The organism is Solibacillus isronensis (assembly GCF_023715405.1).
GTDB lineage: Bacteria > Bacillota > Bacilli > Bacillales_A > Planococcaceae > Solibacillus > Solibacillus isronensis_B.
The window spans coordinates 54,650-80,765 of sequence record NZ_JAMBOC010000001.1; the positions used below are offsets into that span (position 1 = coordinate 54,650).

At 38.8% G+C, this 26,116-nt stretch carries 21 protein-coding genes and 1 other annotated feature; of the genes, 13 read left to right on the forward strand and 8 right to left on the reverse strand.

The features are described 5' to 3' along the window. Nucleotides 1-184 precede the first annotated feature (184 nt). On the forward strand, nucleotides 185-1,183 hold the full coding sequence (gene ccpA / locus M3166_RS00270) for a catabolite control protein A (RefSeq protein WP_251686459.1): 999 nt from the start codon (nucleotides 185-187) through the stop codon (nucleotides 1,181-1,183). Nucleotides 1,184-1,263: 80 nt separating this feature from the next. Here the strand turns inward: ccpA and M3166_RS00275 are convergent, their stop codons facing one another. From M3166_RS00275 to M3166_RS00285, 3 genes are read right to left on the reverse strand one after another with little or no spacing between them, the layout of a single operon-like run. After that, nucleotides 1,264-2,427 carry an acetoin utilization protein AcuC gene (locus M3166_RS00275; protein ID WP_251686460.1) on the reverse strand — a complete coding sequence of 388 codons (1,164 nt, stop codon included), beginning with the start codon at nucleotides 2,425-2,427 and terminating at the stop codon, nucleotides 1,264-1,266. Further along, the gene (locus tag M3166_RS00280; RefSeq protein WP_251686461.1) at nucleotides 2,424-3,071 is read right to left on the reverse strand and encodes an acetoin utilization AcuB family protein; all 648 of its coding nucleotides are present in this window, start codon (nucleotides 3,069-3,071) and stop codon (nucleotides 2,424-2,426) included. The genes M3166_RS00275 and M3166_RS00280 overlap by 4 nt, the downstream gene beginning before the upstream one ends. Before the next feature lie 25 nt (nucleotides 3,072-3,096). Continuing rightward, complete coding sequence (locus tag M3166_RS00285) at nucleotides 3,097-3,729, reverse strand: GNAT family N-acetyltransferase (RefSeq protein ID WP_251686462.1); 633 nt, start codon at nucleotides 3,727-3,729, stop codon at nucleotides 3,097-3,099. Between the two features lie 164 nt (nucleotides 3,730-3,893). Here M3166_RS00285 and acsA point away from each other — a divergent pair, with 164 nt between their 5' ends. From acsA to M3166_RS00310, 5 genes are all read left to right on the forward strand, one after another. Further along, a complete protein-coding gene (gene acsA / locus M3166_RS00290) occupies nucleotides 3,894-5,621 on the forward strand; it encodes an acetate--CoA ligase (protein ID WP_435368041.1) in 1,728 nt (575 codons plus the stop codon). A gap of 198 nt (nucleotides 5,622-5,819) precedes the next feature. Then, nucleotides 5,820-6,854, forward strand: coding sequence for an N-acetyl-gamma-glutamyl-phosphate reductase (argC, locus tag M3166_RS00295; RefSeq protein WP_251686463.1), 1,035 nt, complete (start codon nucleotides 5,820-5,822; stop codon nucleotides 6,852-6,854). A gap of 76 nt (nucleotides 6,855-6,930) precedes the next feature. Next, complete coding sequence (argJ, locus tag M3166_RS00300; RefSeq protein ID WP_251686464.1) at nucleotides 6,931-8,154, forward strand: bifunctional glutamate N-acetyltransferase/amino-acid acetyltransferase ArgJ; 1,224 nt, start codon at nucleotides 6,931-6,933, stop codon at nucleotides 8,152-8,154. Beyond that, a complete protein-coding gene (argB, locus tag M3166_RS00305; RefSeq protein ID WP_251686465.1) occupies nucleotides 8,117-8,893 on the forward strand; it encodes an acetylglutamate kinase in 777 nt (258 codons plus the stop codon). The genes argJ and argB overlap by 38 nt, the downstream gene beginning before the upstream one ends. Continuing rightward, on the forward strand, nucleotides 8,890-10,041 hold the full coding sequence (locus M3166_RS00310; RefSeq protein WP_251686466.1) for an acetylornithine transaminase: 1,152 nt from the start codon (nucleotides 8,890-8,892) through the stop codon (nucleotides 10,039-10,041). Before argB ends, M3166_RS00310 begins: the two co-directional genes overlap by 4 nt. A gap of 51 nt (nucleotides 10,042-10,092) precedes the next feature. Here M3166_RS00310 and M3166_RS00315 read toward each other — a convergent pair whose 3' ends face one another. Beyond that, the gene (locus tag M3166_RS00315; RefSeq protein WP_251686467.1) at nucleotides 10,093-12,966 is read right to left on the reverse strand and encodes a transglycosylase domain-containing protein; all 2,874 of its coding nucleotides are present in this window, start codon (nucleotides 12,964-12,966) and stop codon (nucleotides 10,093-10,095) included. 102 nt (nucleotides 12,967-13,068) lie between these two features. Then, nucleotides 13,069-13,276, forward strand: a binding site (T-box leader). A gap of 254 nt (nucleotides 13,277-13,530) precedes the next feature. On the opposite strand from M3166_RS00315, the gene tyrS reads away from it, so the two are divergent. The 3 genes from tyrS (at nucleotide 13,531) to M3166_RS00330 (ending at nucleotide 16,775) form a co-directional block, all read left to right on the forward strand. Beyond that, the gene (tyrS, locus tag M3166_RS00320; RefSeq protein ID WP_251686468.1) at nucleotides 13,531-14,802 is read left to right on the forward strand and encodes a tyrosine--tRNA ligase; all 1,272 of its coding nucleotides are present in this window, start codon (nucleotides 13,531-13,533) and stop codon (nucleotides 14,800-14,802) included. 92 nt (nucleotides 14,803-14,894) lie between these two features. Next, a complete protein-coding gene (locus M3166_RS00325; protein ID WP_251686469.1) occupies nucleotides 14,895-16,067 on the forward strand; it encodes a PstS family phosphate ABC transporter substrate-binding protein in 1,173 nt (390 codons plus the stop codon). A 96-nt stretch (nucleotides 16,068-16,163) separates the two neighbouring features. Continuing rightward, the gene (locus M3166_RS00330) at nucleotides 16,164-16,775 is read left to right on the forward strand and encodes a YIP1 family protein (protein ID WP_251686470.1); all 612 of its coding nucleotides are present in this window, start codon (nucleotides 16,164-16,166) and stop codon (nucleotides 16,773-16,775) included. A gap of 252 nt (nucleotides 16,776-17,027) precedes the next feature. Here M3166_RS00330 and M3166_RS00335 read toward each other — a convergent pair whose 3' ends face one another. Continuing rightward, complete coding sequence (locus M3166_RS00335) at nucleotides 17,028-17,183, reverse strand: YjcZ family sporulation protein (RefSeq protein ID WP_251686471.1); 156 nt, start codon at nucleotides 17,181-17,183, stop codon at nucleotides 17,028-17,030. Between the two features lie 167 nt (nucleotides 17,184-17,350). After that, nucleotides 17,351-17,953, reverse strand: coding sequence for a 30S ribosomal protein S4 (rpsD, locus tag M3166_RS00340; RefSeq protein ID WP_251686472.1), 603 nt, complete (start codon nucleotides 17,951-17,953; stop codon nucleotides 17,351-17,353). Nucleotides 17,954-18,437: 484 nt separating this feature from the next. Between rpsD and M3166_RS00345 the strand changes: the two genes are divergently transcribed. Next, the gene (locus tag M3166_RS00345) at nucleotides 18,438-20,300 is read left to right on the forward strand and encodes a sensor domain-containing diguanylate cyclase (protein WP_251686473.1); all 1,863 of its coding nucleotides are present in this window, start codon (nucleotides 18,438-18,440) and stop codon (nucleotides 20,298-20,300) included. A gap of 54 nt (nucleotides 20,301-20,354) precedes the next feature. On the opposite strand, the gene M3166_RS00350 is transcribed toward M3166_RS00345, so the two are convergent. Further along, on the reverse strand, nucleotides 20,355-20,834 hold the full coding sequence (locus M3166_RS00350; RefSeq protein ID WP_251686474.1) for a GAF domain-containing protein: 480 nt from the start codon (nucleotides 20,832-20,834) through the stop codon (nucleotides 20,355-20,357). A gap of 12 nt (nucleotides 20,835-20,846) precedes the next feature. After that, the gene (gene hisJ / locus M3166_RS00355) at nucleotides 20,847-21,650 is read right to left on the reverse strand and encodes a histidinol-phosphatase HisJ (RefSeq protein WP_251686475.1); all 804 of its coding nucleotides are present in this window, start codon (nucleotides 21,648-21,650) and stop codon (nucleotides 20,847-20,849) included. 141 nt (nucleotides 21,651-21,791) lie between these two features. On the opposite strand from hisJ, the gene ezrA reads away from it, so the two are divergent. From ezrA to thiI, 3 genes are all read left to right on the forward strand, one after another. Continuing rightward, nucleotides 21,792-23,495 carry a septation ring formation regulator EzrA gene (gene ezrA, locus M3166_RS00360; RefSeq protein ID WP_251686476.1) on the forward strand — a complete coding sequence of 568 codons (1,704 nt, stop codon included), beginning with the start codon at nucleotides 21,792-21,794 and terminating at the stop codon, nucleotides 23,493-23,495. Nucleotides 23,496-23,682: 187 nt separating this feature from the next. Continuing rightward, a complete protein-coding gene (locus M3166_RS00365) occupies nucleotides 23,683-24,831 on the forward strand; it encodes a cysteine desulfurase family protein (protein WP_251686477.1) in 1,149 nt (382 codons plus the stop codon). Beyond that, nucleotides 24,828-26,039, forward strand: coding sequence for a tRNA uracil 4-sulfurtransferase ThiI (gene thiI / locus M3166_RS00370; RefSeq protein ID WP_251686478.1), 1,212 nt, complete (start codon nucleotides 24,828-24,830; stop codon nucleotides 26,037-26,039). Before M3166_RS00365 ends, thiI begins: the two co-directional genes overlap by 4 nt. The last annotated feature ends 77 nt before the right edge of the window (nucleotides 26,040-26,116 follow it).

The window sequence follows — 26,116 nt, forward strand, 5'->3', positions numbered from 1 at the left end:
GCTATCGTGTTGATATCACACTTTTTGAATATTTTAAGACAATTGATGAAAAAACCAGGTATTCACTAGGTTTTAGATTGAAAATAGAAATGAAAATATTATATGATGAAGCTATACATAACAATTAGTTCTACTAGTCGTTTATAAAAATTTATATCACTAAGATAAAAAGGGGGAGAAACTTTTGACTGTCACAATTTATGATGTTGCACGTGAGGCGAATGTATCAATGGCAACCGTATCTCGCGTAGTAAATGGAAATCAAAATGTTAAGCCTGCGACAAGAAAAAAAGTGTTGGAAGTGATTGAGCGTCTCGAATATCGTCCAAATGCAGTAGCACGTGGCTTAGCAAGTAAAAAAACAACATCAGTAGGAGTCATCATCCCTGATATTTCGAATAATTTAAATGCTGAGCTTGCACGAGGCATTGAAGATATTGCGACAATGTACCGCTATAATATTATTTTAGCAAATTCAGATCAAAATGAAGAAAAAGAGTTGTCTTTACTTGATACGATGCTAGGAAAGCAAGTTGACGGTATTGTGATGATGAGTGAAGAGGTAACTGAAAATATCCAGCGCGCAGTGGAAGCTTGTCCAGTACCGATTGTATTGGCAGGTTCTATCAGTTCTACTGAAAAAGTAGCTTCTGTAAACATTGATTATTATAATGCGGCATTTGAAGCTGTAGAAACACTTATTAATAATGGACATATGAGAATTGCATTTGTCTCAGGTCCATTACAGTATACAGTGAATGGTCAGCATAAACTTGTAGCCTATAAAGATGCTCTTGAAAAAGCAAACATTGAAATAGACGATGCTTTAATTGTTGCCGGAGATGGCTCTTATGATGACGGATTGGAAAGCTGGGCGAGTTTAAGTGAACTACAGCAACCGCCTACAGCCATTTTTGTCGGGAATGATGAGCTTGCAATTGGACTAGTACATGGCATTCAAGATAGCGAAAAAAATGTACCCAATGATGTTGAAATCATCAGCTTCGAAAATTCAAAACTAGCGCGCATGGTACGACCAAGACTTACAAGTGTTGTATTGCCTTTATACGATATTGGAGCAGTCGCAATGCGCTTATTAACGAAGTATATGAACAAAGAGGAAGTTGAACAGCAACATGTCATCTTACCTCACCGCATAGAAAAGCGTGGTTCGAGTAAATAACAAAAGCGCCTGTCAATAGCTGACAGGCGCTTTGTATTATTTTATAGCTTTATAATTTTGTTCAAACTTTATTGCAAACGTTACGATCGGTTTTTTTCTGTACGAATAATATGTAGTGCTTTTTCAAGCATTCGTGCATTTTTTTCCTCAATTTCTGCTTTACGCGGAATAGGATCATATAGAGGTTGTGGATCATTCCATGTCGGAATTAGCGGAACAGGCGATTCAGATTGCCATGTATCAAGCCATTGCTGCGGTAACGCTCCAGTCGGTGCAGGCTGATCGGTCATCTCTGTCCAAATATGTGACCAAGCCCGCGGGACGACCCGCCAAATATCATATCCTCCGCCACCAACTGCAATCCAGCGACCTTCACAATATTCATGTGCCAATTTATGTGCAAGCTTCGGTATTTCTTTATAAATGTTCATCGTCCCGTATAAATGTGTTAGGGGGTCAAAATAATGGGCATCTGCACCATTTTGTGTCAAAACAACATCCGGTTTGAAGAATTCAAAAACTTCCCGCATTGATTGTTCATATATTTCCAAGAAGCTCTCATCTTCCGTAAACGCATCAATCGGGAAGTTAAAAGAAGTCCCATATCCTTCACCATTCCCGCGTTCTGTTATATTGCCTGTACCCGGAAACAAATAGCGTCCTGTCTCATGAATTGATAATGTACATACATTTGGATCATCATAAAAGGACCATTGAACACCATCGCCGTGATGTGCATCAGTATCTACATATAAAACACGCAGCCCGTATTTTTTCTGAATATATTTAATAGCTACACTGCTATCATTATAAATGCAAAAACCGGATGCTCTTCCACGGAAACCGTGATGAAGTCCGCCTCCCAAGTTTAATGCGTGCTGAGATTTACCTTGCAGTACTTGGTCGACTGCCTGTAAAGTCCCGCCGACTAACAATGCGCTTGCTTCGTGCATATTTTTGAAAATCGGTGTATCCTCTGTCCCAATACCATATGGTTCCCCTTGCTGAGCGGCTAACTCACCATGACCTGCTTTTTTTACGATCTCAATATACTGCATGTCGTGGGCAAGCGCAATTTCTTCATCTGTTGCAATACGAGCAGGGACGATATCCTCATCTTGTAGGGCACCGATATTTTTCAGTAAATCAATCGTTAAGTGTAATCGCTTATGGTTAAACGGGTGTGTGTCCGAAAATTTGTAAGTGAGTTGTTCTGGTGAATAAATAAATACAGCTTTTTTCATAATGTAACGCCAGGCAAGTTTGGCCACAATACATCGTATCCTTGCTTTCGCAACTCTTCAATAATATGCAGCGGATTGATTACTTGAAGACGGACACTTACAATTCTGGATTTCACATTTTCACCATCAGGATATACGAGAACACTTAATACATTTGCTTTATTTTCATGGAATACTTTCGTTATTTCAAACAACATGCCAGGTTTGTCGTTTACCCGAATATCAATTTTAGAACCGGGCTTATGTGCGCCTGTTAATTCGATGTAAGTATATAGTAAATCAGTTGTCGTTACGATGCCGACCAGTTTCCCGGCAGTAACAATAGGTAAACAGCTGATTTTAGCATCATAAAAAGTCATGGCAACTTCTTCAACGAAGTCTAGCGGATGACCGACTATCGGATTTTTGATCATGATTTTCTCGATTGTTGCATCATAAATCGTAGAGTCCGGTTCTTCGCGCAAACGAGAAGGCAAAGCATTTTTCAAGTCATGGTCTGTAATGATTCCTACGACCAGTTTCTCTTTGTTGACAATTGGCACATGACGGATATTTTTATCTCGCATAAGACGTACAGCATCACGTACTGTGTTTTCGGGCAGGAGTGTATGTATCTCTCTTTGCATAATTTCTTCGACAATCATAGTTCATTCCCCTTTGTGATAAGAATTAATACATGAAACGATTTCTAAAGCGAAGTCTGTCAAATCTCTCCAATGTCTCATTTCCAACACGTGCCCCAACACGCGCCATTAGACAGTTGGCAGGATGGGAAGTAATTTCAGGATCATCTGTTGCATAATATTCGAAATTGACAGATGTCATCATTCTCTCCATCATATTTCGATATTCCCAAACAGATAAACCTGTTCCTTTTAAATCCCAATGCCAGTAATATTCAGTTGTAATTACTAAATAATCTTCCATTGCATCATCCATAAATGATACTTCCAATAATTTTTTGCCTGCGCCGGACCCTCTAAAAGCAGGAATGACTTCAATGGCACCAAGCTCAATCATATTTGGAATCCGATCTTCAGACCAGCGTTCCAATGGATCTGGATAGAGATACGTAACATAGCCGACGATTATGTTATCCTGTCGAATGACGATAATGCGTCCTTCTTCCAGCTGAGCAATTCCGACAAGTGCTTCATGCTGCTGATGGGAAGGTCTAAAAGCTTTTAAATCTTCATGTAATGTGTAGGTAGCAAGTTTTTCGGAAGAAACAGGTCCTTCTACTAAAACATTACCATTTCTCGTTTTGAGTTCAAGACGATAATAATTTTTCACATGAATCATAATCACACCACCTGCTTTTAATACATCTATTATACTCTATTTCATGCGAAAATACGCTTAAATTCGCGAGATGTAACTAAATTGATTGAAAGTTTTAAATATTTTGCCTATTATAGTATTTTTATTGTAAAATGATTGTAGTTTTTAATGAAAGGGGATTTTTCATGGGGATGAAAACAATGGAAAAGCTAGCAGTTATTCCAGGGGAACATAATTTAAAAAATTATGAGGAAACAGCTGCAAATCATGATTGGCAACATAGTGAAACAGCATTTTCTTGGTTTGAAACGGGGAAGGTCAATATTGCATATGAAGCAATAGACCGACATGCAACAACACACCGCAAAAATAAGGTTGCTCTTTATTATAATGATGGGAATAGAAAAGAAGCATATTCTTTTTATGATATGAAACGTCATACGAATAAAGCTGCGAATGTGTTGAAGGAAAAGGCAGATTTAAAAAAAGGGGACCGTATTTTTATTTTTATGCCACGCACGCCGGAGCTTTATTTCAGCTTAATTGGTGCATTGAAAATTGGCGCAATTGTTGGGCCATTATTTGAAGCATTTATGGAAGGTGCCGTATATGACCGTTTAATGGATAGTGAGGCGACAGCAATCATTACAACGCCTGCACTGTTGACAAGAGTACCGCTGGAAAAGCTGCCGCATTTAAAGACGGTTTTTGTAGTCGGGGAAAATATAGAAGAAACAGATAAGATAGTAGATTTTAATAAATATTTTGCAGAGGCATCTCAGGATTTTGACATTGAATGGGTCGATAAGGAAGATGGCTCCATTTTGCATTATACATCCGGCTCAACGGGTGCACCAAAAGGGGTATTGCAGGTCCATTATGCAATGGTTCAGCAATACCAGACAGCTCAGTGGGTACTGGATTTAAAGGAGACCGATATTTACTGGTGTACAGCCGATCCTGGTTGGGTGACCGGAACAGCTTACGGAATTTTTGGACCATGGTTAAACGGTGTGACGAATGTAGTCATCGGGGGCCGCTTCAGTCCGCAAGCTTGGTATGGAGCAATTGAGGAATATGGTGTCACAGTTTGGTATAGTGCGCCAACTGCATTTCGTATGTTGATGGGTGCAGGTCCGAATATTATCGGCAAATATAATCTTTCTACACTTCGTCACGTTTTATCGGTCGGTGAACCATTAAATCCGGAAGTAGTGAAGTGGGGAATGGAGATTTTAAAACATCGTATTCACGATACATGGTGGATGACGGAAACGGGAGGCCATATTATCTGCAACTATCCATCGATGGATATTAAGCCAGGTTCAATGGGGAAACCTGTGCCGGGAATTTATGCGACAATTGTAGATGATCAAGGCAATGAAGTGCCGCCTTATACGATGGGTAATTTGGCTATCAAAAAAGGGTGGCCGGCGATGATGCGGCAAATTTGGGGGAATCCTGAACGCTATGAATCTTATTTCTTAAAAGGAGAATGGTATGTTTCAGGTGATTCCGCATTTAAGGATGAGGAAGGTTACTTCTGGTTCCAAGGTCGAGTAGACGATGTTATTATGACGGCTGGAGAACGAGTTGGACCATTTGAAGTGGAAAGTAAACTGCTTGAACATCCTGATGTGGTGGAAGCAGGTGTAATTGGTAAACCAGATCCGGTGCGCGGTGAAATTATTAAGGCATTTATTTCATTGCGTGAAGGGGTAAAGCCTAGTGAAGCGCTTGAAGCGAATATTCGGGACTTTGTAAAAACAGGATTATCTGCCCATTCAGCACCACGAGAAATTGAATTCAAAGATAAGTTGCCAAAAACTCGAAGCGGTAAAATTATGCGTCGTGTGTTAAAGGCGTGGGAACTCGATTTACCGGCAGGCGACTTATCAACAATGGAAGATTAACTTTATATGCCAGTACTTCTTAAATCGGAGCGCTTACATATGTAGGCGCTTTTTGTATTATTATTTAACGATAATTTAGAATAATCTACAAATATATAAAAATACAGTTGACTAAATAAATATACATACTTATACTTATTTTTATCATTTAGAATTCGTAAAAATTTTTCAGCTATATAAAAATGACGAGGTGACAACATGAAAGCAGGTATTATTGGTGCAACAGGTTACGGTGGATTAGAACTACTGCGGTTTTTGCATAATCATAAAGAAGTGGAGGAAATCGGATTATTTACATCCTCTGATGAAGGAACTCTATTTTCGGATAAATTTCCACATTTAACGGATATTTATAATCAGCCGTTACTTAAATTGGACGATGATGCATTGGCGGAATACGATGTTGTATTTGCAAGTACGCCGTCTGGGGTATCAAGTACGATTTTCCCTTCTTTAGTTGAACGGGGACCAAAATTAATTGATTTATCCGGGGATTTCCGGCTGAAAAATTTAGCAAGCTATGAAACTTGGTATAAAAAAAATCCGGCACCACAGGAAGTAGTGGACCGAAGTGTTTACGGATTATCGGAGTGGAATGAGCCAGCTATTGAAAAAGCCGATTTAATTGCCAACCCAGGCTGTTATCCAACGGCTGTTTTATTATCCATCTTACCTCTTATAAAACATCGGTTAATTGATCCGAGCTTCTTGGTCATTGATGCGAAGAGCGGAATTTCAGGTGCAGGTAATAAACCATCACAAGCAGCACATTTCAGTGAAGCAAATGAAAGCTTCTCGATTTATAAAATTAATGAACACCAGCACATTCCGGAAATCGAACAAGCGATTTCAATGTTTACCGATATCGAGACAGCAATAACATTTAATACTCATCTAGTCCCGATGACACGTGGTATTTTAGCAACTTCCTATGCACAAGTAACGGAAGGTGTAACACAAAAACAATTAGTGGACTGTTTAACAGATACGTATAAAGATCATCCATTTGTCCGTGTCATTCAAGAGGCTTCCGCAGTGGGAACAAACCGCGTGAAAGGTTCAAATTATTGCGACATATATGTGAAGCTCGATGAAAGGACAAATCGGGCAACGATTATCGGTGTGATCGATAATTTAGTTAAAGGTGCAGCCGGTCAGGCAATTCAGAACATGAATGTCCAATTCGGTCTCCCGCAGCAAACAGGCTTACAACTCGTTCCGTATTTTATTTAATTTATAAAGATGAGTAATAGATGAAAATCAACCCGCATTTTATGACGAGCATTTTAAATTTAGGGAGGGTCATTAGATGACTTCAACAATAGAAATGAAAAAATTATCAAGCAAAAATATCGTATCACCAAAAGGGTTTACTGCAGCAGGTGTTCATTGCGGACTTAAGCATAAGAAAAAAGATTTAGCGATTCTAGTAAGTGAAGTACCAGCTAGCGTTGCCGGTGTATTTACGACAAATGCAGTCCAGGCAGCACCGTTAAAAGTAACAAAAGAAGTTGTATATGAAACGAAAAAAATGCAGGCAATCATCGTAAATTCAGGAAATGCCAATGCCTGCACAGGTAAACAAGGAGTATTGGACGCATATGAAATGCAACTTCTTGCTGCACAAAAGCTTGGCATTGCATCTGATTTGGTAGGGGTAGCCTCTACGGGTGTCATCGGGGAAATTATGAAGATGGAGCCAGTTAAAAAAGGTGTGGAGCTATTAACTCCGGATTCAAAGCTAGAAAGCGGTATTGATTTTTCTCAAGCAATTTTAACGACAGATACAGTAATGAAAAATACAACTTATGCAACAATCATTGATGGCAAGGAAGTAATTGTTTCAGGAACAGCTAAAGGCTCTGGAATGATTGAACCGAATATGGCGACAATGCTCGGGTTTATTACAACTGATGCCAATATTGCATCAGAAGAGCTGCAAAAAGCGTTATCGAGTGTAACGGATTGCACATTCAACTCGATCACAGTTGATGGAGATACATCAACGAACGATACAGTTATTGTAATGGCAAACGGCTTAGCAGGAAATGAACCGCTATCACCTGCACATCCGGACTGGGATAACTTCTACACAGCATTACGTCTCGTATCAGAAGATTTAGCAAAGTCAATTGCACGTGACGGGGAAGGTGCGACAAAGCTGATTGAAGTAGAAGTGGATGGAGCAGTTTCAGATGAAGAAGCACGTAAAATCGCGAAGACAGTTGTAGGTTCACCACTAGTGAAAACAGCAGTATTTGGCTGTGATGCAAACTGGGGACGTATTATTGCAGCAGTTGGCTATTCCGGAGCTGTAATCGATCCTGATAAAATCACAATCAAAATTGGTGGAGCAACAATGGTGGAAAATGGCGAACCGATTAAGTTTTCCGAAGAAGAGCTCATCGAAATTTTAAAGCAACATGAAGTAAAAATATATGTGTCACTTGAAGTCGGTAAAGGGCACGGATTCGCCTGGGGGTGTGATTTGACTTATGACTACGTTCAAATCAACGCATCATACCGCTCGTAAAATGGTCATCAAGCTTGGTGGCAGCACATTAGAAGGTCTTAACGAGACCTTCTTTCGCAATTTTAAAGCATTGCAGGAACAAGGTATCCAACTCATTATTACCCATGGTGGAGGACCTGCGATCAACCGCGAATTAGCTGCTGCCGGAATCGAGTCCCATACAGTGAATGGACTGCGTGTCACGAGTGAAGAAATGATCGATATCGTACAGTCAACTTTAATCGGGAAAGTAAATCCTTCACTCGTCCATGAGCTCCATTCGGCAAGTATTTCTGCCATTGGACTGAATGGGTTTGATGGCGGGTTGCTAGAGAGTGAATTTTTAGATTATGAAACTTACGCATATGTAGGAGAAGTGAAGCATGTTAATATTAATATGTTAAACTCTTTGACGGAAGCTGGAATTGTTCCTGTCATTGCGTGTATCGGTGCAACGAAGGATGGGCAGGCGCTGAATATAAATGGCGATACAGTGGCAAGTGAAATTGCATTGGCTGTCGAGGCAGATTGTCTCCTGCTTGTGACGGATGTAGCTGGTATTCGCATACAGGATGAATATCAGACGGAAGTGACACCAAGCTTAATTGAACAATGGATTGGCGAAGGGCATATTTACGGCGGGATGATTCCGAAAGTGCAAGGCGCCCTTAATTGTTTAAATGCAGGCATTCCTTCTGTACAAATTGTTAATGAAACTTTAACCGGGACGACTATTTTAAGTGAGGAGCTAGTGAAATGAGTGCATTATTCCAAAATTACGCAAGAAGACCTTTTGCTATTGTCGAAGGAAAAGGAACAGAAGTATTTGATACGACAGGGAAAAGATATTTAGATTTTACGAGCGGCATTGCTGTTTGTAGTTTAGGGCATGCACATCCATCTATCGTTGAAGCGATTCAAAAACAAAGTCAAAAGCTGTGGCATATTAGTAACTTATTTGAAAGTCCGGGACAGGAAAAACTTGCTGCATCATTAGTGAAAGATTTGCATTTATCGTATGCATTTTTCTGTAATAGTGGCGCAGAGGCGAACGAAGCAGCTATTAAATTAGCACGTAAGCATACAGGAAAACATAAAATCATTGTGTTTGAACAGAGCTTTCACGGACGTACATTTGGTGCGATGAGCGCAACTGGACAAGATAAAGTACGTAATGGCTTCGGTCCTTTAGTAAGCGAGTTTATTACATTGCCGTTTAATGATGTCGAAGCATTAAAAGCTGCAGCTGATGCAGATACTGCTGCGATTATGCTTGAAATGATTCAGGGTGAAGGCGGAGTAAATCCTGTAACGGAGGATTTCGCGAAAGCTATTCATGAAATTCAGCAATCATCGGATATTTTAGTTATCATTGATGAAGTACAAACAGGTATCGGACGTACAGGAACACGTTTCGCATATGAACAGACAGCTATCAAACCGGATATTGTTTCAATGGCAAAAGGTCTTGGTGGCGGTTTCCCTATTGGGGGAATCCTCGGGACAGAAAAGCTGTTTAACACATTTAATGCCGGTACACATGGTACGACATTCGGCGGAAATCCATTAGGTGTTGCCGTTGCACAAACGGTTATCGATCAAATATTCAATGATGCCTTTTTGGATAATGTTAAACAAAAGTCGGCGTATTTTATTAATAAACTGGAAGAAGCTTTTCCGGAAGATAACTATTCAGTTCAAGGAAAAGGGTTAATGCTTGGTCTAAGCCTTGGTGGCGAGGATGTGGCGCCATATGTGGCAGCATTGGATAAAGCGGGTCTATTAACGGTTGCAGCCGGCCCGAAAGTAATTCGATTATTACCTCCTTTAACAGTGAGTGAACAGGAAATTGATGAAGCAGTCAATTTACTAAAAGATGTATTAAAAGCGGAACAAGTATCAATTTAATTACATTAAAAAAACTCACCAACTTTATTATTAGTTGGTGAGTTTTTGCTTTTATTCTCCTGATGGTTCTGGTTCGACCGGATCAACGTCAACTTCAATTTCGTCCAGGTCTTCAATTATTTCCCCAGGGACAACATTTTCTTCCTCTTCTTCTGTTTCCGGTGGAGCAGGTGGAGCAGTTTCCACCACTTCTCCGACTTCATTCGAATAACCGGATTCCAATCCAGTAATATCGACTGCTACAACGATGTAGCGAACTCCTGGTGAAACAGACACGCGGTATCCTTCATAAGATTTTAATGAACGTACAAGCGATCTGCCCTGGTCGGTAACGCTATATACGCGATAGCCAACAACATCATTTGATGCAGAGGCTGTCCATGAAAGTGAACCATTTGCCAATGTAGCAAAAACAGGTTGCGGTGGTGCACTGTCTGCCGAGAATGGAGCACCGGTTACAACGCCCTTACCTGAATTGAATGACAATAATTTTGAAGCGTCTCCACCCAGTTTGCCTAACATGCGGTCAACAAAGGCCTGATTTAATCCGAAACCGCTCATTTGAACAAACTCAGTAGGTGTATTCGGTAATGCAGCATACGTGTTGCCGTTAATTACAACCGATGTGGAAGATACAAAGCTATCATCCGGCTGAGTCGGTAAAAATACATTTTTATTAAATAAATCGGAAGTGACTAAACCGGCATTGGCACATGAAGTAGAAGGTGCCAGGCCTGAAATACCACAAAATGATCTTGTCACAACGCCTTCAGGTTTTTTGAATGTTTCTTTCGTACCGATTAATTCCGGGTCAATGTCATAAAGTGTATTTAGGTATTTTGCCCATAAACGGTTTACCCGCTGACTTGGATGCTGGTAACGGTTATTAAATGCATAAAGTGTACGCAATTTTTCGTAACCCATCCAGACACCTACCGATATATTCGGATTATATCCGACAAACCAAACATCGTTATGGTCCTGTGTTGTACCAGACTTAGCAGCGAAGTCAGATGAGAATTTCAACTGGCTCTTTGCCAATGTTCCAGTTCCGCCCTGCTTCAGCACATCACGCAGCATATCTGTCATCATATACGCTGTTTCAGGCGCAAATACTTTCACTGGCTCTACTTTATGTTCATAAATAATATTGCCGTCCAAATCTTCAATGCGGTCAATCATATAGGCATCGATAAATTGCCCGTTATTGGCAAATGTCGCATAGGCATTAGTATTTTCTTCAACTGAAGCACCAATATCCAAAGCTCCAAGAACTGTAGAAAGGTTTACATAGTCCTTTTTGTCTAGCTTGGAGAATCCCATTTTTTCCAAATAGGTTGCCGGACTGCGGTCTAAAATTGAATTATATAATCTTAGGACGGCTAAGTTTTGTGATGAAGCAACCGCCTGGCGTGCTGGTATAATTCCTAATTCCTGATTCGGGTTATAGTTTACAGGGGCATAGCCGTCAGATGGACGTTTGAATTTCACATCGACAACAGGGCTTCCTGCTCCGATGACACCGTAATCAAGTGCTGGTGCGTAGGCAAGTAATGGTTTCATTGTTGAACCGTTTGAACGGAATGCATTTGTTGCGTGATTTACTTGTGTAATATTATGGTCGCGACCGCCAACGAAACTTAAAATACGGCCGGTACTATTTTCAATAACAATACTTCCTGTTTGTACAGGTACATCCACTTCGATTTCTTCACCTGTTTCAGGATCTTTTTCTTTCTTCTTGTATGTTTGTCCGTATAAAGTGAATTCCTCCGTCACTTTTTTCATGGAATCATACATATCTTTATTGATCGTTGAGTAAATACGGTAACCGCCGGAACGTATTGTACGGTCTGCCAGTATAGTATACTTTTCATTTAAATTTTCTTCTTCTTTTAAACGATCCGGGTCAATGCCGTCTTTTTCCGCGAGAATTTTAGCGAAAATCTCTTTTGAACGGAGCTCAAGCTCAGCTGTTAACCAAGGATATTTTTCTTCCGGACGGATTTCATACCCTTTGAAGTCTTTCGTAATATCGTACGCAATTGCTTCGTTATATTCTTTCTCGGTAATATAACCCGCCTCCTGCATACGATAAAGAACCGTTTTCATCCGGTCAATACCTGGCTGCATTCCTTCCGCGCTTTTTTGCTCACCTTTATTTGTAAAAGGTGTATATGTGAAAGGTGCCTGAGGGATACCGGCAATATAGGCAGCCTGCGGTAAATTTAATTTAGATGCGGAAATACCGAAAATACCTTGTGCAGCCGTCTCGATGCCGGCAATATTACGACCTGAAGAATTTCGGCCGTACGGGATAATATTTAAATAGGCTTCGAGTATTTCTTCTTTAGTCATAAAATGCTCCAAACGATAAGCAAGTAAAATTTCCTTTGCTTTACGTTCATATGAAACTTCATTCGTTAATATTTGGTTTTTTATTAATTGCTGTGTAAGCGTAGAGCCACCTGTCTGTGTTGACGAGTTGGATACGTCTTGCAGTAATCCCCGTAATACCGCTTTTGGCACAATGCCGGTATGCTCCCGGAAATATTCATCCTCCGTAGCAAGTACTGCATTAATCAGGGATGGGGATATATTGGCAAGCGATGTTTCACGTCGGTCTAAATCTGTTCGGATCTTTCCTATGTAAATATCGTTCGCAAAATAAAGTTCACTTGTTTCTTCATAGCTGAAAATTTGTTCGCGCATTTCTTCTTTCGATCGCAAAGGTTCATCCTTTGTTAATGATGCGAAGTAACCTGCGCCTACACCTCCGACAAACAACAGTGTCGCAGCTATAAAAATAATCGCCAGCAAAGTTAAATTCCAGAATACACCGCCTCCAATTCGGACGTAGCGCATTCGTTCTGAAGAAGCAAGGATATCGATTTTTTTATTTAATTTTTCGAGCCATTCTCTCACATCATCGACCTCCTAAAATCTTGTTTATTATAGCATATTTGATATATAAACGAATATAAATATTGACATCAACTATTTTCTAGGTAGAATAGAAAATATAAATTTCAGGCAACGAAGAGTTTGCAGTAATAAATGTGTTCCCTGCATAGAGAGCTAGCGGTTGGTGAAAGCTAGACATAGCGCATTTATGAATTACGTACTTGGAGCCTGAACGGATCGTCTCGTTATAGACGCTTAAAGTGGAAGAAAGAGACTGAAATTTCTTCAAGCCGGGTGGTACCGCGTTAAATTAAAATTTGACGTCCCTGCATGCATTTGCGTGTAGGGACGTTTTTTTATCTTCATTCAGCGGACGTTTCAAACGTCCGCTGAATGAAGATAAGCCCCGGGCGGATGTCACAGATTTTTAAAGGGAGATGAAGTCAGCCTAAATGCGTCACATCGTGTGACAACGGCTGACTGACCCACATCCTGTGGGCCTAAAAAATCTGGACCCAATTACGCTGGGGCGTAATTGACTTCCTTACAAGTAAATGACGCATCATGTAAAAGGAGAGAAAACAAATGACAAACGAATTACTGCAAGACTTGGAATGGCGTGGATTGTTATACCAACAAACTGACGCGGAAGGTATGGAAAAGCTTTTAAACGACGAGAAGGTTTCTCTATACGTAGGTGTTGACCCGACAGCGGACTCGATGCATATCGGACATATCGTGCCATTGCTTACATTACGCCGTTTCCAAAAAGCAGGCCATACACCGATTTTATTAGTTGGTGGAGCGACAGGTACTGTAGGGGATCCATCTGGCCGTTCAGAAGAGCGCCAATTACAGACGATGGACCAAATCGAAAAAAATGTGCAAGGTCTTAAAAAGCAAATGGAGCGCTTATTCGACTTTTCATCGGAAGCGGCAAATAGCGCTGTCCTTGTAAACAATAATGACTGGGTAGGTCCAATGACATTAATCGATTTCCTTCGTGATTACGGGAAACTGATCAATGTAAATTACATCTTAAATAAAGATACAGTAGCGTCACGCCTGGATTCAGGTATTTCATTTACTGAATTTGCTTACACATTAATCCAAGGTATTGACTTCAACCATTTGTATGATCATCACAACGTTCGAATTCAAGTAGGTGGTTCGGATCAGTGGGGCAATATTACAACAGGCTTGGAAATGATTCGTAAAACACATGATGAAAATGCGAAAGCGTTTGGTATTACCATTCCGCTTGTAACAAAAGCAGACGGTACAAAATTCGGTAAAACAGCGGGTGGCGCTGTTTGGCTGGATGCTGCTAAGACATCTCCGTACGAGTTCTACCAGTTCTGGATCAATACAGCGGATGCCGATGTCGTGAAATACTTGAAGATCTTCACATTCCTGACACGTGAAGAGATTGAAGGTCTTGCAGTAAGTGTTGAAGAAGAGCCGCATTTACGTAAAGCACAAAAAGCGCTGGCTGAAGAAATGACACGTCTGATCCACGGTGAAGAAGGTCTGGAAGCAGCAGAGCGTATTACAAAAGCATTATTCTCTGGTGATTTAAAAGCATTATCAGTTGAAGAAATGAAAGTAGCCTTCTCTGGTGTACCTTCTGTAGAAGTGGTAAAAGAGGATAAAAATATTGTGGAACTAATTGTAGAAGCAGGGATTTCTTCATCAAAGCGTCAAGCACGTGAAGATGTTACGAACGGTGCAATTAGTGTGAACGGTGAAAAAATTACGGATCTTGAATATGTAATTGATTCGAAAGACCGTTTGGAAGATGCTTTTGCAATTATCCGTCGCGGTAAGAAAAAATACCATATGGTGAAATTTGCTTAATTAATTAAAACGTCTTGGAAAGCAGTTTTCCAAGACGTTTTTTAAAAGGAATTTCATGTTTCATAAAGAACGTAGAGGTTAGGGGTGAAAGTATGGAAAATAAATCGTATTTAGGGAAAATTGTCATTTCAATTTTTGTATTACTGACTGTTTGCTTTTTTACTTTCATATTGTTATTTATTGTGGCGTTCAGCGGTAACATTCATTATATACCGTTAGTAATTGCAGCTGCGGTCATATTATATATTGGTTTTGTCCTTGTGATTTTTGATGTGTTTTATAAAAACAGTAAACGTGTAAAAATCTTTTGGACAATTGCCGGAATCGTTTTAGTCGCCTGTACGGTCCAACCTGTTTATAAATGGTTCGATGATCGGGTACCTACTGTAGACTCAGAAGTGAATATTTATCAATATGAGCCGTTTACAGATAAAAATAAATTAGTTCAATTGGATAAGAAGCCGACTTTAAAGCTAGCGGAACCTTTACCTAAAATCGACGGTGCAACGGCTTTGTATCCATTGTATGCCGCCATTACTGAGCATATATATCCGGAAAAAGAATACAATCCGTACAAGAGCGAAGTGGTGGTCAACCAGACTCATGAAGCCTATACGAATCTGATTTTCGGAAATACGGACATGATTTTTGCAGCTGGTCCTTCAGATTCGCAAATTAATCAAGCCGAACAACAGGGTATTAAACTTCATTTGACGCCGATCGGAAAAGAAGCGTTTGTCTTTTTCGTCAACAGTAAAAATAACGTCAATCGTCTATCACTCGATCAAATTAAAGGGATTTATGCTGGGGAAATTACAAACTGGGAAGAAGTGGGCGGAAAAGATGATGCAATCCGGGCGTTCCAAAGACCTCAGGACAGTGGATCGCAAACTGCACTGCAACGTCTAATGGGGGATACCCCTTTAATGGAAGCACCAACGGAAGATATAGCGACAGGTATGGGTGGAATTATCAATGAAGTGTCCCAATATAAAAATTATAAAAATGCAATCGGTTATACTTTCCGTTACTATTCAAATGAAATGGTTAAAAATAAAGAAATCAAACTTTTGGAAATCAATGGAGTTGCACCGACAAGAGAAACGATTCGCAACAATACGTATCCGATCGCTTCCGAATTTTATATTGTGACAGCAGGCGAGCCGACAGGAAATGTTAAGAAACTGATTGAATGGGTGCTGTCGGAAGAAGGGCAGGCATTAGTGGAAAAGGCTGGCTATGTATCTCTTAAATCTGCCGAATAGTAAAAGATTGGTATGCTACTAAAGGAGCAATAACTTTGTATCACCTTAAAATATCAGTATAATAGATTGTATACATATTTTTAGGGGGATGTTATTTTGAGTGAGCAATTAACAGGTACAGTCGATGATCGACATGCCATATTAAGCATTGCTGTTAAACCCCGAGATACTATTCGTTATGTGTTAACAACCAAAAAGTTATCTTATTTCATTTTCGTTGGTATTATCGGAGTGTTTGCTAGCAATTTAATTAGCTTTATCGGTAGTGAATTTACAGGGCAATTTACACTAGGGGATATCGTTTATTCAACATTTCTATTTAGTTTAATACTGTATTTTCTTTCTACAGTTTTATCAGCAGGCGTATTGACACTCTCAGCAAAAGTTTTCGGTGGTATAGGGAAATTTAAAGAAATGTTCCGCATGATCAGTGTGACAATGATTCCTTATATTTGGATATTGCCGGTTCTGCTTTTCTGGATGCAATTCGCACCACAGTCATTTTTCACGATCTCCTATATGGAGACGTCACTAGGTGATTTGATTTTGCAATTTGTTTGCGGAACACTAATTATCATTAGCAGTATTTGGACATATGTCATCACAGTTATTGGAATTTCAGAAGTCCACCGCATTTCTAAATGGAAAGCATTTTTTGCTTCGTTTATAGTAATTGCTGTACTAGGAGCAACTTACTTTACATTTTAAAAGACATTATTAAATTGTAACGTATTCTAATTCTACGTTTAAATTAAAAGATGCTGCCGCTATATAAGCGTACAGCATCTTTTTTATTGTTAGCGGTCTGCATTGTCTGAGTCAGGAAAAAGCTAAATACATTGTCACTGAACTAAAAATTAAAAGGGTCACTGGGGGAAGTGACCCTAATGGCGCGAAAATCAGTAATAAGTAGTTGGAATTATTCCTGGCTAGCTAAAAATTTTTTGTGAATCGATTTTATTAGTAAACAAAAGTAGCGCCGACAATAATTAAAAGAATGAATAGAACAACGATCAGAACGAAAGTTGAGCTATTACCGCCGCTGTAACCACCGCCACCACAGCCGTAACCACCGTAGTTTCCTTGATTTTGATACCCTTCATATCCGTAACCCATTAAATTCACCCCCTTTCCTCGTTATCCTATTCAACAAAGAAAGGTTGATCGGGGCGATTGAACAAATTTTAAAAAAATTTTGCCGAAATTAAATTAATAAAAAAACCACCAAGCACCTGTGAACAGGGCTTGATGGTTTGATTCGAATATATCTGAAGCTCGAAAGATTAACGAGAGTAGAACTCTACGATGAATTGTTCGTTGATTTCAGCAGATAATTCAGAGCGCTCTGGTAAACGTACGAAAGTACCTACTTTAGAGTCTGCATCGAATGATAAATATTCTGGTACGAAGCTGTTTACTTCGATTGATTCAGCAACAACTGAAAGGTTAGCTGATTTCTCACGTAAAGAGATCGTTTGACCTGGTTTTACTGAGTAAGATGGAATGTCAACGCGGTTACCATCAACTAAGATGTGACCGTGGTTAACTAATTGACGAGCTGCACGACGAGTGCGAGCTAAACCTAAACGGTAAACTAAGTTGTCAAGGCGAGTTTCAAGTAAGATCATGAAGTTTTCACCGTGTACACCTTGTAATTTACCAGCACGTAGGTAAGTGTTTTTGAATTGACGTTCAGTCATACCGTACATATGACGTAATTTTTGCTTTTCAGTTAATTGTAGACCGTACTCTGATTTTTTACCACGAGAGTTCGGGCCGTGTTGACCTGGTGCGTAAGGGCGTTTTGCGATTTCTTTACCTGTGCCGCTTAATGAAATACCAAGACGACGAGATAGTTTCCAAGATGGACCTGTATAACGAGACATAATTGTGTCTCCTCCTTAAAATTGGTTTTTGTTGTAAAAGAAAAAACCAGTTGTACCCGACATTAAACGGTATTCTATTTTCATGTATCTTCGCCCATGCAGCCGAAAGGGTTACACAATACACCATTCTGTCTAAACAGAAGGAATAAAATACTACATTTAAGTTATACAACTACTGCATTCATTTTACACAAAGGCTATTGTATCTTTTTTTTATCTATCCGTCAACAAAGGTGTTTTACATTTTGAAGATAATATGTAGTAAAGAAAAATAAAAATAATTTATCGTTTTGTGGGTATTTAAGCACAAAAGCGGGTAGTAGATAAGAATGGGAAAATACTTTAATATTCAAAAAACAATTCAAATTGGGGTGTTTACTAGAAAAATATAACAAATTTAAATAGTCAATAAGACATAAAATGTGTATACTTGATGTTAAGTGAAAAGAACCGACATCGCAATAGTAAAAGAAAAGGTGATTTAATGGTGGAAAATCAACAAAAGATTGATCAATTTAAATCGGATATTTTAAGCCTTTGTATGAATACGAAATTACAACGAAGTAAATTTTATGATTACTTTTTTCTATTAAAAGAAAACTTAATTAAACACTTTGATATGGAACATTGTTATTTATTTCATGTAAGCGAGAATAAATTGAAACCGATCGACAACTTAGAATTAATGAATGTTGATGTAACATTAGATTTAATACAACCCTATTTTAACGGTAATAAAGTTGTGAAGTTACCCGGGTTTTTTAGAGAACAGCCGTTTTTTGAAAACCATACGGATGTTATGCCACTTATAATAAATGATAAAATAGAAGCTATTATTATATTTAAATATAATCCTGAAAACGCACCAGTACAAGCAGTGCTGACAGAAGAAATTGTAGGGGCGATATCCGCTTCCTATTCATTTTTAACTCAAAATTATGAAGTTTATTCGAATGAGCAAAAGTACCGTAAATTATACGGGATGACAGACCTTTTCCATTCGACGATGGATATCGATGTAATTTTGGAAAATGTCCTCATAACAATAGAAGAAAATTTTCCAGGGCTGGAAGTTGAACTGATCTTGTCAAATGACCAAGATCGCCAAACGAGAGTGAAAATAAAGCCTTTCGACTATTTATCGGAACGCCCTGCAACAATCGAATCTTTCGTGTCGGGTGAATTGAAAGAGGATATAGCCGTTGAACAAAACCGTCGATTATTAAATGTGCCTATAAAAGGGAGACAAGCAATCTACGGGATTTTACAGGTGAAAGCACCCGTCAATTACTCGTTTACAAGTCCAGAAAAAGAATTTATCCGTATGCTTGCCCAAGCTTCAGGAAATGCTTTGGAAAACGCGAAGCTCTATCATCAATCACATCGTCTTATCACGGATTTACAGTTAATTAATGAAACTTCCCATCGTTTAAATATGAAATTGACGATTAGTGAAATGCTTTTATTTTTACAAAAGCAAATGTTGAAATCTTTTCAGCCTTTGGAAATTGGCTTCCTGTTTAAGGAAGATGAAAAGTATATCATGACTGAAGCGTGTACAGAACTTTTCAATCGTATAGCATGTAACGTATATATTCAGCATGTGGAAAAACATTTTCATTCGACACAAGACCCATTGTTTATTGCTGATTTCAGCCGTCTTATTTCAGGAGACATTGAGTATAAGTCGATAATGGCCATTCCAATGATTGTAGAAGAAGATATTATAGGGTTTAGCCTTGTATTGCATAAAGAGCCGTATTTTTTCTCCTTTGATAGCTTCAAATTAATGCAATCGCTTATTCACCATTCGTCATTAGCCATTTCCAATTCGGTATTACGTGAACAGCTTCAGGAGATGGTGGATCAAGACCATTTAACAAAGCTTTACGCAAGAAGTTACTCTGATTCATACGTGGAAAAAGCTATTCAAAAGGACGATTCAGGAATGTTTCTTTTAATTGATATTGATAACTTTAAAAAGGTTAATGACACATATGGGCATCAAGTCGGGGATGATGTCATTGTACAAATTGCCAGACGACTGCAAAATGAAATAGGGAAAAGAGGTATTTGCTCGCGCTGGGGCGGTGAAGAACTCGCCATCTATATTCCGAACATTTCTGACATAGAAGCAATTGAAATTTCAGATGCAATTGTACAAATGGTACCAAATGTAACAAATCCTTCAGTTACGGTATCTGCGGGAATGATTACGTGGAATAAGAGCAGCCGTCCGGATTTCAAAAATATGTTTTTGCAAGCAGATATTGCACTATACCATGCAAAGCGAAACGGAAAAAACCGTCTATGTGTATATGAAAAACCTATGGAACTACAATATTAATGGGAGTACCCGGAATAATAATTTTTCGGGCACTCCCATTTTAGCAATTAAATATTAAATATGTTTTAACAGTATATTCGCAAATTTTTCCAAACCATCTTTATCTTCAGAAGTAAAACGTGCTTCAGTCGGGCTATCGATATCTAAAACACCTAAAACGACACCATTTTTAATTAAAGGAATAACGATTTCCGATTTTGATGCCGCGTCACAAGCGATATGACCAGGGAAAGCGTGAACATCGTCTACAACCATTGTTTGCTCCTTCGCAACCGTTGTACCGCAAACGCCGCGCCCTACAGGAATTCGCACACAAGCAGGCAAGCCTTGGAATGGTCCAAGCACCAATTCGCCTTCATTCATTAAATAAAACCCAACCCAGTTAATTTCTTTTAAAAAAGTATTTAATAAAGCTGAAGCGTTACTTAGGTTAGCGATTAAGTTATTTTCCCCTTCCAGCAATGCATCCAGCTGTTTTGATAGCTGATTGTACTGTTCTGTTAATGTCCCGTTATAAGTAATATTTCCGAACATAGAAACCTCCAATTAAAAAGTTATTTTTTTCTGTAGTAAATCATAATGCTGATGTAAATCCGCTGCCGTATGGGCATCCGAGCCGAAAACAATTGGGATTTGTAAATCAATTGCCTGTTTCACAAATGGATAAGGCGGGTATGGCTCCTTACAATACGGTTTACTTAGACCAGCACTATTAAAATCAAGCTCATAATGACCGGTCTGCATCATCTTCAACAATTCAGTAATGTCAGTTGCATCATCGATCTGTTCGTTATGGGCAAGCTGAAATTTATGAATTAATGTTGGATGTCCTATACGCTTAGGTTTGTATAAGCCTAAATCTGCTATAATCGACTTTTTCACAGTTTCGTAGTATAGCTTATACATAGGAAGAATGCCGCCAACCTTATTGGCAAATTGTAAATATACTTCTTGTGAAAAGTCAATACATACATACTCGTCTTGGAAATTCAAAAAGTGTACGGATAATATCGCATCATCCAGTAAAGGGCCGACTTCATTCAGAAATTGTTTTGTTTCCTGTTCAAAGCCAACAATATAGTCGACCTCTAAGCCGATATTGATTTTAATTTGCGATTGATACTGTTCTTTTGCGCGCTGCAGTTGTTTAAAGTAATCCATTAAATAGGCAGGGTTCATTCCGCTATCCTTGTCAGGTGTTGGGTCGACAAAGTTTTCAGGTAAAGGCGCATGCTCCGTAAAGGTGATTTCTTTAAATCCGCTTGCTATCGCTTTTTCGACATATTCTTCTATCGAATCTGTAGAACCATGGGGACAAAAAGGTGTATGTATATGACCGTCTCGTTTCAATTGAATGACCTTCCTTCAAAAATATGGTATTTAAAAGTAAAAAAAGCTGGAAATAGTTAAACAAATATAAAAAAACATGTTATTATAAATAGTACGTATATAGCTAAAATATTGATTTTATTTGGGATTAGGGGGCTTACAATGATAAAGTATATCATCATTGTTGTCGTCGTACTATTAGCATTATTAATGGCAGGCTTAGTAGTAAGACGCAAGCATAATGCAGAAATAGGACGATTAGATAAGGAAAAACTACAAATACAACATTACCCGATTTTTGAGGAGCTCGCAAAAGTAAAGGCCCTTAATATGAACGGTCAAACAGAAGAGCTGTTTGAAAACTGGCGTAATCGTTGGTTGGATGTTGTCGATAAGCAAATTCCGAAAATTGACGAATTGTTGTTTGATGCGGAAGAATTTGTCGACCGATTTAAATTTAACAAAGCAACACATACAGAACGCGATATCGAACAGGAACTTGCAAAATGTGAGCAAGTACGTGTACAGATTATTACTGAGCTGGATGAATTGATTGGCAGTGAAGAGAAAAACCGTATTGAAATCGAACAGCTGAAAGAATATTACCGTTCTGCACGCAAGACGATTTTGGCACACCAGCATTCATTTGGTCCAGCTTTGGAAGCATTGGAAACGAAGCTGGAGCAATTTACGCCGAAATTTGAAGAGTTCGATGAGTTAACGAAAGACGGCAACTATTTGCAGGCACGTGAAATTGTCCTACAGCTGAACAGTGAAGCACAGGAAATTTTCAGTTTATTAAATGATGTGCCGACACTGCTGACTGAAATTCAAACTAAAATCCCAACCGCAATTCATGAACTTCGTAACGGGCAGCGTGAAATGGAAGAACAAAAGTATTATTTACGCCATTTAGAAATGACTGAATATTTGAATGGACTTGAGAGTGAACTGGAAATGTTAAAAGCAGAAATCGCTGAACTTAACTTGCCAGCTGTTTCACCACGAATTCAAACAATTAATGATGAAATCGACCATTTTTATAATTTGCTAGAAAAAGAAGTTATGGCAAGAAAATATGTTGAACGTAACTGTTCAGGCATGTACAGTGTGATCAATGATGTTATGCGCCTTACAAAGGACATTAATGATGAAGTCGCTTATGTGCAGCATAGCTACCGTTTACAGGACAAAGAAGCGGAAATTCCAAAAGTGGGCTTAAAACATTTGGAAGTATTACAAAAACGCTATGAATTGTTATCGACACGTGTTCAAGAAGAAAGATCCGCATACTCAAGCTTACAGGAAGAGCTAAAAGAAATTACTGATGAGATTGAGCAAATTGCTGAGGAACAGGAAAACTTCTCGAACAAACTAAAGAACCTCCGTATTGATGAAAATAAAGCAAGAGCTGAATTGGAAGCTTTAAAGCGATTATTGCAAGATACAGAGCGCCTGCTTGGACGTGCCAATATTCCTGGGATTCCGGAAGAAATGGATGCAAGATTAGAAGAGGCGGCAGAACAGATTTTTGTTGTAGTTCAAAGTTTACAGGAAGTACCGTTGAATATTATCCAAGTGAACCAGCATTTACTAAATGCAAAGCAATCGATTGAAGAAACACATGATAAAGCACAGGAAATGATTGAGAATGTATTAATTATTGAGCGTCTTATTCAGTTTGGAAACCGCTACCGTGCAACAAATCGACAAGTACATGAAAATCTACTTGAAGCTGAAGACGCATTCAAGAAATTCCGCTACATAAAAGCACTGGAAGATGCAGCAAAGGCGGTTGAAATTATCGATCCTAATGCAATCAAACGTATTGAGGAGCTCGTTCAGGAGCAGCTGCTTACAAAATAATAAGCATAACGGTTACATGTTGGTCCATTTAGCGTTATAATAAATAAGCACATTTATGAGGTTGTGTTAGTAGTCAATTTGACTATTAACACAACCTCTCTCTTTGGTAAGTAATGATAAAAAACAGGACACTGTAATGGAAATATGATTACGGGAAATTAGTTTTAAAAAAGAAGGTTGAGTATAGATGATATATTTAGATAATAGTGCGACAACAAAACCGCACAAAGATGTCTTGGCTACATTTATGTTAGTGAATGAACAATATTATGCCAACCCTGCATCGATACACCGTGCAGGAGTCGAGTCAAATGCTTTATTAACAAAAGCTCGTGAGCAATTGGCAAATATTCTTCATACTGACGAAAAGAATATTTTATTTACATCCGGAGGTACAGAATCGAATAATGCAGCGCTTTTTGGTCTTGCAAAATCTAGCAAATTTAGAGGCAAGCATATTATTACGACAGAAATAGAACACCCTTCGATTTTGGAAGCGGTCAAACGTTTGGAAGAAGAGGGTTACGAAATTGACTACCTAAAGGTAAATAAATATGGAGTCATTTCTTTAGAGGAATTACAGCAAAAACTTCGCAAAGATACAATTATTGTGAGCATTATGCATGTAAACAACGAAATCGGAGCTGTCCAACCAATTAAGGAAGCAGCTCAAATCATTCATCGTACATGCCAGGCAATGTTCCATGTTGATGCAATTCAAAGTTTCGGAAAGCTACCGGTCATTTTTGACGGAGACAATGGTCCAGATGTCATTTCTATTTCCGGACATAAAATTCAAGGTTTAAAAGGAAGCGGCTTGTTAGCATTCCGCAAAAAACCACAACTGAAGGCATTTATCGTCGGTGGTGGACAAGAATTTGGATTAAGAAGTGGTACGGTTGCAGTACCGCAAGCTGTTTCATTGGCAAAAGCGGCCCGTTTAGCTGTTGAAGGCATGCCGGGAAATGTTGAAAACTTTAAAAAATGGTCTGCAGAACTTCATCATTTCTTTGAGCAATTCGGTCAGGAAGTATATGTCCTGTCGCCGAAAGATGGAGCGCCGCATATTTTATCGTTCAGTGTTAGAGGACTAAAAGGTGAAATTTTAATAAACGCGTTACAAAAACGTGATATTATCGTTTCAACATCAAGTGCCTGCTCGTCAAAACAGACGAAAACAAGCCATGTTGTGGAAGCATTAAATATCGATAGCCGCTATAAAAACGGTGTACTACGTTTAAGCTTAGGCGCAATCAACACAGACGAAGATATTGCTTCATTCAAAAAGCAATTCACAATCGTAATGAAAGAATTAAAAGGAGATATTACGCAATGATTTTTAAAGAAATTTTAGTTCGCTATGGTGAATTATCAACAAAAGGTCGAAACAAAAAAGATTTTATCAGCCGTTTACGCGATAATGTACGCTATTCATTTAACGATATTGCACCATTGAAAATTCGTGCAGAGCGTGACCGTATGTTTATTGAAGTTGAAAATAAAGAAAAATTTGATGTACTAATGGATCGTTTACCACATGTTTTCGGTATTCAATCAATCAGCCCAGTTGCATCTTGTGAAAAAGATTTAGATGTGATGAAAGCTTTGGCATTTGAAATTTTAGAAGACTATCGTGAAAAAGGCGATTTAACGTTTAAAGTTGAAGTACATCGTACAGATAAAACTTTCCCGTTGAACACGCATGAATTACAGCGTGAAATGGGAGCTACGATTTTACCGAATTTCCCGAACTTTAAAGTACAGGTGAAAAATCCGGATTTCGCACTTCGTATTGAAGTTCGTGAAGATGCGATCTATATGATGGCTCAAGTAATCCAAGGTGCTGGAGGTATGCCGATTGGTTCAAACGGACGTTCGCTGCTAATGCTTTCAGGCGGTATTGATAGCCCAGTTGCCGGTTACTTAATGATGAAACGCGGCGTTCGACTGGATGCAATTCATTTCTTCAGTCCTCCATATACGAGCGATAATGCATTACAAAAAGTTAAAGAACTTGCAAATGAATTAACAAAATTCGGTGCAAATATTCGCCTGCATGTCATTCCGTTCACAGAACTGCAAGTAGCAGTAAAAGACGCGGTGCCAGACAATATGTCAATGACTTCAACACGCCGTATGATGATGAAAGTGGCAGATAAAGTGCGTGAAGACATTGGCGCATTAGGTATTGTAACAGGTGAAAGCTTAGGGCAAGTCGCTTCACAAACTCTGGAAAGCTTAACTGCAATAAATGATGTGACAAATACACCTATTTTACGTCCGTTAATATCGGCAGATAAAAACGATATCATCAAAATTGCAAAAGATATTGGCACATACGAAACATCAATTCAGCCATTTGAGGATTGCTGTACAATATTTACACCGTCTAGTCCGAAAACAAAACCGAAATTAGAAAAAGTTCAGCGTTTTGAAAGCTTTACGGAATTCGATGAACTAATTGATCGTGCCGTTAAAAACCGCGAAGTATATCAGTTCCCTCAGAAGGAAGTAAAAGAAGATAAATTCGCTGATTTACTATAATTTTTAGGAACTGATAATGATTTCCTAATCGAGCTATAATTTACCTATGTTTTTTATGTATTAATCTCTCCTCCCGG